The sequence below is a fragment of the Synechococcales cyanobacterium T60_A2020_003 genome (assembly GCA_015272205.1).
In the GTDB taxonomy this organism is placed as follows: domain Bacteria; phylum Cyanobacteriota; class Cyanobacteriia; order RECH01; family RECH01; genus JACYMB01.
This window is the reverse complement of record JACYMB010000352.1, coordinates 1-7,164: the sequence shown is the minus strand read 5'-3', so window position 1 is coordinate 7,164 and position 7,164 is coordinate 1. Positions and strand designations below refer to the sequence as shown.

Here is a 7,164-nt window from a genome sequence, read left to right as displayed (position 1 = left end):
AAATTTACCATGCCTCTCCTGCCCGCAACCCCTCTTTCATGCAACAACGCCGTCTGCATCGGTAGACGACCTATTGATTATTGATTTGCTTAGTTCAGGTACAGCTCGAAGATTTCATAAACTGCGCTGACACAACACAAGCACCCGAGATGGGATTTAGCAGGGGTAGCAGTATTTCGTAAAGGATAAGGAAAAGAATCTGCTCTGGTAAGCCTTAGTCAGCAAACACGTTCAGAATACAGATCGCTTTTTATCCTTCAAAAAATAGGACTACCCTGACGTCTTCAGCTTAGCAGTGGAAACACGGAAACGTGGTACTGCAATTTAAAGTTTAGGTGAATATTATTTGACTAGAATATGCGTACGCAGCCAAATGCCTGAAGGTAGTGTAAGACTAAAAGCTTGCTGCAGGGCGATGCTGCCTAATCTCCTTTTGATATAAAGGTTCTATGAAGTGACTATAACGGAGTAGGGGAAACGATCGAGACTTTGATACGAACGCAACTAAGTTATGGGTGATGTGCTGAATCGAACATATCAGATTGGGAACAGTGGCCAAACACCACGCAACTGCCCAAATTGAGTTCCTCTCCAATCAAAGAGGCCGGAGTGCGTAACCCTCTGCATTTTATATGTAGACATTTAAACCATCTGTCCCAGGTTCGAAATTAGTTCTACGAAACCTTATCCAGACCGTCCGTTGAGTTGCCGCAATGGTATGGTGGCCACAGCAGAACGATAGCATGACCTTCATATTGCGTGGAGTGCTCAAATGGCGAGGATGAACGGCCAAATTTTGTGGTTGCAAGTTTGGGGATTGGTTCTCGTGCAGGGAGCGATCGCCCTAACTTGGGTAATTTACAACCTCTATCTTGCGGATCTCCTGACCCAGTTTGGGTTTCCCGTGGCCTTGGCGACGCCCCTTCTCGTCCTCGAAAATATTTTGGCGGCGGTGATCGAACCGATCATGGGCAACTTTTCCGATGGGTTGCAGCATCGCATGGGCATCCGGTTTCCCTTTATTGCGTTGGGCATGATTCTGGCGTCGGCCTGTTTTATTGGCATTCCTGCCGTTGTCGTCTTTGGGGGAACATCGGGGTTACTACGGTGGCTTTTGCCGGGAGTGCTCGTGGCATGGGCGATCGCCTGACGCTATTTCGCAGTCTAGCCCTGTCCCTTCTCGGTCGAATCGCCTTTGGAGTTGCGATCGCCATCGGTGCGGCGTTTAGCGTCGTGTCCACTACCACCATTCCCTTTGCCCTGTCGATGGTTCCCCCGCAAAAGGCCGGACTGGGAACGGGGATCTTTTCAGTGGGGCGGCAGCGGCCTCCAGCCTGTATGGCATGGTGATTAGCCAAGGTGTGAGTCTATCTGTGCCTTTGGGATTAGGAATTGGGGCGATTGCTTTTTTAGGCGCGGCGGCTTGTGTTGCGGTTAGCTTTAAGGTGTGATCGGTCGCCGGAGGAAGGCGATCGGTGCAGGAATCGTTTGTACAGTTCATCAATACCTAAGACCAGTGGTGGACAAACGATGAGAGCCAACCACTGCCAAGGAACTAGAGGCGCAACGGAAAAAATGTCGCGGAGAAAGCCAGGGTGCGTGATAAGTAACACCAAGCCCCACTCGGCTGCTATTCCCCACCAAATCAAGGGATTTGAAAAGAAACCTAACGAGAAGGCGGAAATACGTTCAGAACGGCATGCAAAAACGTTTCCGGTTTGGCACGCCACGACAGACGCAAGGGTCATTGTTGTTGCTTGTACATAAATCGCGATTGTTGCTGCTGTGGCAGAATGGGTCAAAATATCCGGTGTGATCGATTGTAACTCTGCCAGTCCATAGCCATAACTCCACCATACTAAGAAGAAAGCCAGCATACCTAATACACCCTCCACCACACCTAAAATGCAGTAGGAACGCACTAAGAGAGGCGTATCTAACAAGGTTTGAGAGGTCTTGCGGGGAGGCTGCTGCATGGTGCCCATCTCTGCTCGTTCGGCACCGAGCGCCAACGCAGGCAACATATCAGTTCCCAAGTCAATGGCAAGAATCTGCATAATCACCAGAGCCGGAGGAATTTTCAGGGCTACCATTGCTAAGAAAGGAACTAACTCGGGTACGTTGGAGGCCAAAATATAGGTCATAAATTTTCGAATATTTTGATAAATTGCTCGCCCTTCTTCAACCGCAGAGACGATGGTGGCAAAGTTATCGTCGGTGAGGACAATATCTGCCGCTTCCCGTGCCACATCGGTTCCCTTCAGTCCCATCGCAATCCCAATATGAGACGCCCGTAGAGCCGGAGCATCATTCACACCATCCCCAGTTACCGCTACAATCTCACCGTTACTTTTATAGGCTTGCACCAGTCGCAGCTTATGTTCCGGAGACATCCGCGCAAAAACTAGCCCTGTGCGATATTTCAAAATTTGCCGCAATTGAGCATCGGATAGATGTCCCATGCCGTCTCCCGTAACTACTCGAACGGAATTTTGCACCAACCCAATTTGACGGGCGATCGCCTCGGCGGTGAGGCCGTAGTCTCCTGTCACCATCGTGACCTTAATACCTGCGGAGTGGCATTGGGCTAAGGCATCGGGAACTTCGGGACGGGGGGGATCAAACATGGCCACCAACCCCAAAAAGGTGAGGGTTTGCTCCAGATCTTGCGATCGCATGTCTATCATTTCGGCATCACCACGACGAGCAGCCACCCCTAATACCCGGAATCCTTGTTGTGCCAGTCCATCATTGGCCGCCACGACTTCATTCCAAGCATCCTGAGTCAGCGTCGATAGGGAGCCATTGCGAAGAATAGAGGTACAGTGCCGCAAAACCTCCAAGGGCGCACCTTTGGTAAATGCAAGATAAGGCGATTCATTAGACCACACTGTAGACGCACGCCAATCCAATACCACGGTCATCATCCGTCGTCGGGAATCAAAGGGCACCTCACGCAAGCGAGGGAGCTGTTTTTGAAGAGATTCTAGATTGAGTCCCGCTTTGGCGGCGGCCACTAAGAGCGCTGCCTCCGTTGGATCGCCAATCTCTTCCCATCGGCTCGGGGCGGTGAGGTGGATAAGGCGGGCGTTGGAACACAGGGATGCTCCCATTAGTAACAAGTCTACTTTCCAGTTGGCCGTAAAGCCTGATGGTACTCGCACATTGCCAATGGTGGGATCGTAGCCTGCGCCCGTAATCTCGATAATTGTGGGAGGAATACCGGGATGAACTTCATTGTGTCGATGGGGGGGAGTGCTAGCGTCTACCAGAGAGACGGAGACTCCCTCTAGAGGCTGCCACGGAATCCAGAGGGAATGGACGGTCATTTCATTCTTGGTTAGAGTTCCCGTTTTGTCGGTGCAGATGACCGTTGTGGCGCTCAGGGTTTCAACCGCAGATAGACGACGCACCAGGGCATTGCGACGCACCATCCGCTGCACCCCGATTGCCAAAGACAGCGTCACCGTGGGTAAAAGTCCCTCTGGCACTAGGGCAACAATGATACCAATGGCAAAGATGAAACTCTCCTTCAGATCCATGCCAATCAACAGAGAGGTCAGCAGAAAAACGATGCTTCCCATACTGACGGCAATCGTGGTTAGGATTCTGACAATATGGGCGACTTGCACCTCTAGGGTACTGGGTTCTCGCTGTACCTCTGTGGTGAGGTGAGCAACATGTCCAAACTCGGTTTGGGCTCCCGTCGCATAGACAACCGCTGTTCCCCGACCAGAGGCGACCGTAGAGCCTGCGAGTACCAAGTTCGCAATTTCAGCAAGATTCACCTGTTCTTGCAAAGGATGCTCACCCGACGGGATCGGCTGCCCACTGCGAAGGGATACCACCTCGCGAATGCTAACGGGATGCTGGTTGCGAGCAACGGGCAGCGATTCTCCCGTTAACACCGAGACATCGATCAATAGACTCTCAGCACTGACGAGGCGGGCATCGGCAGAGATACGATCGCCCTCTTCTAACTGCATCACATCGCCGCGCACCAATTCCCGCGCCGGAATGGATTGAAGCTGTCCATCTCGATAGACATTAACCTGGAGGGGTAACACATTTTTCAACGCTGTCAGGGCTTGCTCGGCCTGAAACTCTTGCCAGAAGCTAAATATCGCATTAATCCAAATAACAGCCCAGATCGCCCATCCCAGTTCTGGCGTGCCAGAGATAAAGGCGAGTCCTCCAGCGACCCACAGCAAGAGCGCCATGAAATGGCTGAGTTGATCCGTAAAGCGCAACCAAAGGGGGCGATGGGCAGGTTCGGGCAATTCGTTGGCACCGAATTGAGCGAGTCGCTGATCAGCATCTCCTGTGGACAGACCTGTTTTTGCTGTTCCCAAATAGGGATAGACCTCGTCCGGAGAGAGTGCCCAAAGGGGCTGATGCGGTAATCCCATAGCGTTAGACCGATATCCAGCATGAGATTACTTGTGGCATATTTTGATGGAGATTGGCACAAAATTAAGATTTGCTTCCAGTATGAAATCTGTTAACGTTAAGTTCTTGCAACTTGCTCCGGTAGTCAATGGTGAACCGTCGCACCTGTCCTAATGGAACTCATCGCCCCAGAATTCTAGGACAAACTATAGAGTTTATCGGCGATCGCCGTCATTTCCTTCACCCTTATTAGGGAATCTCGCCAATGAGATGGAATTCCAGTTTCTCCGTAATAGGCTCCCGCGACCTGTCCACAAATCGCAGCCGTGGTATCCGCATCATCTCCCAGATTCGTTGCCATTAGAATCGCTTGGTCAAACGAATCGGTGTGCCAAAAACACTACAGGGCTGCTTCTAAACTTTCCACCACATAGCCACTGCCGCGAATGTCTGCGATCGCCTTTTCACGATAGTCTCCTTGGGCGATCGCCAAAATCGACAGAGACTCAATTCCATCCGTTTCATTTTCCGGCAAAATCTCAGCTTTGCTCGCTCCTGCAAGGGCGTGGGCAATCATTCCCCCAAAGAGACGACTCGCATCTACACATTCCTGCGCGCCGTGGGTGGTTCGTGCACTTTCACCTGAAAAATGGAGAACGCGATCGCGATCCGGGGCGTAAAACATGGGAACAGGCGCTAACCGCATCAAGCAGCCATTTCCAGCCGAACGGGGATTGGTAGAACCGCTGAAGGGATCGCCAGAGCGTTGATAGCGAGATAAAGCCTGACTTACCGTGTTGCCAATGTCAAAACAGTCCCCCGTACTGCTGAGATAGCCCTCCTGCCACCACTGACAATAGAGATCCATCTGGTGAGCCGCATCAAAGTCTCCTTTAGCAATCAGGCTAGTCGCCAGACACAACGCCATTGATGTATCATCTGTCCATTGCCCCGGTTGAAGCTGAAATGGCCCTCCCCCCACCATATCGGTAACAGGCTGAAACGTTCCGCGCGGTTGAAATTCAACCGTCGTGCCAACGGCATCTCCAGCCGCTAGACCGAGTAAACATCCACGATACCGTTCTTGTTGATCCATACTGTGACTGCCGACCGTCGAATCCATTATTTTGCCAGTTCTTCCCCTATTATGGTCGATATCGAGCTTGGGCGATCGCCCGTTGCCACAGATCTCGCAACGCCTCCCGCTGATCGGCACTGATGCTCGGCTCAAACCGTCGATCCATCTCCCAGAGACTCACCAATTCCGCTTCACTCTCCCAGTAGCCCACGGCTAAGCCCGCTAAATAGGCTGCACCCAGAGCCGTTGTTTCGGTAATTTTGGGACGCACCACGGGAATGCCTAGAATATCCGCCTGGAACTGCATCAGGAGATTATTGCGAGATGCACCCCCATCCACCCGCAATTCGGAAAAGGATAGGTGGGAATCTTGGCTCATCGCATCCAGTACATCTGCCGTTTGATAGGCAATCCTGTCTAGGGTGGCACGGGCAATATGGGCGGCAGTTGTGCCCCGTGAAAGACCCATGATGCTTCCCCGCACATCACTATCCCAGTATGGCGCACCCAACCCGACAAAGGCAGGTACAAAGACGACGCCTCCAGAATCGGGCACGCTGGCGGCCAGGGATTCTATCTCCTCGCTTCTTTGAATAATTCCTAGTCCATCCCGCAGCCATTGCACCACGGCTCCTGCGATAAAGATACTGCCTTCTAAGGCGTAATCGGTGCGATCGCCAATTTTCCAGGCAATCGTTGTTAACAGCTTATGGGTAGATGGAATCGGTATTGTGCCTGTGTTGAGGACGATGAAACAGCCTGTGCCGTAGGTGTTTTTGGCCATCCCTGCTTTGAGAGCCGCCTGCCCAAAGGTTGCAGCCTGCTGATCCCCCGCAATTCCGGCGATCGCCACCCGCGCGCCCAGAACTCCCTCTGCCGTATAGCCATAGAGTTCTGATGACCGACGAACTTCTGGAAGCAAACTGCGGGGGATATCGAGTAACCTTAACAACTCATCATCCCAGTCCTGGGTGTGGATGTTGTAGAGCAAGGTACGACACGCATTCGAAACGTCGGTGATGTAGAGGTTTCCCTGGGTTAGATTCCAAATCAGCCAACTATCCACGGTGCCAAAGGCCAGTTCGCCCCGTTCTGCCTGGTTTCGTGCCTCCGGGACGTGATCCAGCAACCACTTGATCTTTGTGGCACTGAAATAGGCATCGATGACTAATCCCGTTTTAGCTTGAAAAAGAGGCTCATGTCCCTGGGCTTTGAGGTGATTGGCGAAGTCTGCGGTGCGCCGATCTTGCCAAACGATCGCGTTATAGATTGGGCGTCCGGTGGTCCGGTTCCAGACCATGGTCGTTTCCCGCTGATTCGTGATGCCAATAGCCGCAAGATCCCTAGCCGTAATGCCGATTCGGGCGATCGCTTCGTTGGCAACTCCAATCTGGGACGACCAAATATCATCCGGATCATGTTCAACCCATCCCGATTGCGGAAAGAGCTGCGGAAACTCTTTTTGTGCAATGGAGAGAATATGTCCCTGACGATCAAACACGATCGCCCGTGAGCTAGTGGTTCCTTGGTCAAACGCCAAAATATAGTGGGACATCTATTTTTCTACTGTCACTGAGTAGACATCAGTTTTTTAGATAATAGAGAAGAATGATGGCTGGGCGATCGCTCTTTCACAAGTGTTAATGAACTACCCCGCCGCAAGCGGACGGGGTATCAGAATCAAAAAAGAGCAAGTT

4 protein-coding genes and 1 pseudogene are annotated in these 7,164 nt (G+C 51.9%); 2 read left to right on the top strand and 3 right to left on the bottom strand.

Translation table 11 applies throughout. The annotated features are described in order from the left end of the window. Window positions 1-772 precede the first annotated feature (772 nt). Both IGR76_17365 and IGR76_17360 read left to right on the top strand, forming a co-directional pair. Window positions 773-1,150 carry a hypothetical protein gene (locus IGR76_17365; protein MBF2080229.1) on the top strand — a complete coding sequence of 126 codons (378 nt, stop codon included), beginning with the start codon at window positions 773-775 and terminating at the stop codon, window positions 1,148-1,150. Further along, window positions 1,108-1,350 (top strand): hypothetical protein, encoded by a 243-nt coding sequence (locus tag IGR76_17360; protein ID MBF2080228.1) that lies wholly within the window; start codon window positions 1,108-1,110, stop codon window positions 1,348-1,350. Before IGR76_17365 ends, IGR76_17360 begins: the two co-directional genes overlap by 43 nt. Window positions 1,351-1,409: 59 nt before the next feature. Here the strand turns inward: IGR76_17360 and IGR76_17355 are convergent, their stop codons facing one another. From IGR76_17355 to glpK, 3 genes and pseudogenes are all read right to left on the bottom strand, one after another. Then, window positions 1,410-4,409: a cation-transporting P-type ATPase gene (locus IGR76_17355; GenBank protein ID MBF2080227.1), complete on the bottom strand. Its 3,000-nt coding sequence runs from the start codon at window positions 4,407-4,409 to the stop codon at window positions 1,410-1,412. A gap of 176 nt (window positions 4,410-4,585) precedes the next feature. Continuing rightward, window positions 4,586-5,485, bottom strand: a pseudogene (locus IGR76_17350) (ADP-ribosylglycohydrolase family protein). Between the two features lie 49 nt (window positions 5,486-5,534). Then, on the bottom strand, window positions 5,535-7,022 hold the full coding sequence (gene glpK / locus IGR76_17345) for a glycerol kinase GlpK (GenBank protein ID MBF2080226.1): 1,488 nt from the start codon (window positions 7,020-7,022) through the stop codon (window positions 5,535-5,537). Window positions 7,023-7,164 lie beyond the last annotated feature (142 nt).

Coding starts and splice junctions, on each gene's coding strand:
- IGR76_17365 (MBF2080229.1), top strand. CDS start 773: ATGGCGAGGATGAACGGCCAAATTTTGTGGTTGCAAGTTTGGGGATTG.
- glpK (MBF2080226.1), bottom strand. CDS start 7,022: ATGTCCCACTATATTTTGGCGTTTGACCAAGGAACCACTAGCTCACGG.
- IGR76_17355 (MBF2080227.1), bottom strand. CDS start 4,409: ATGGGATTACCGCATCAGCCCCTTTGGGCACTCTCTCCGGACGAGGTC.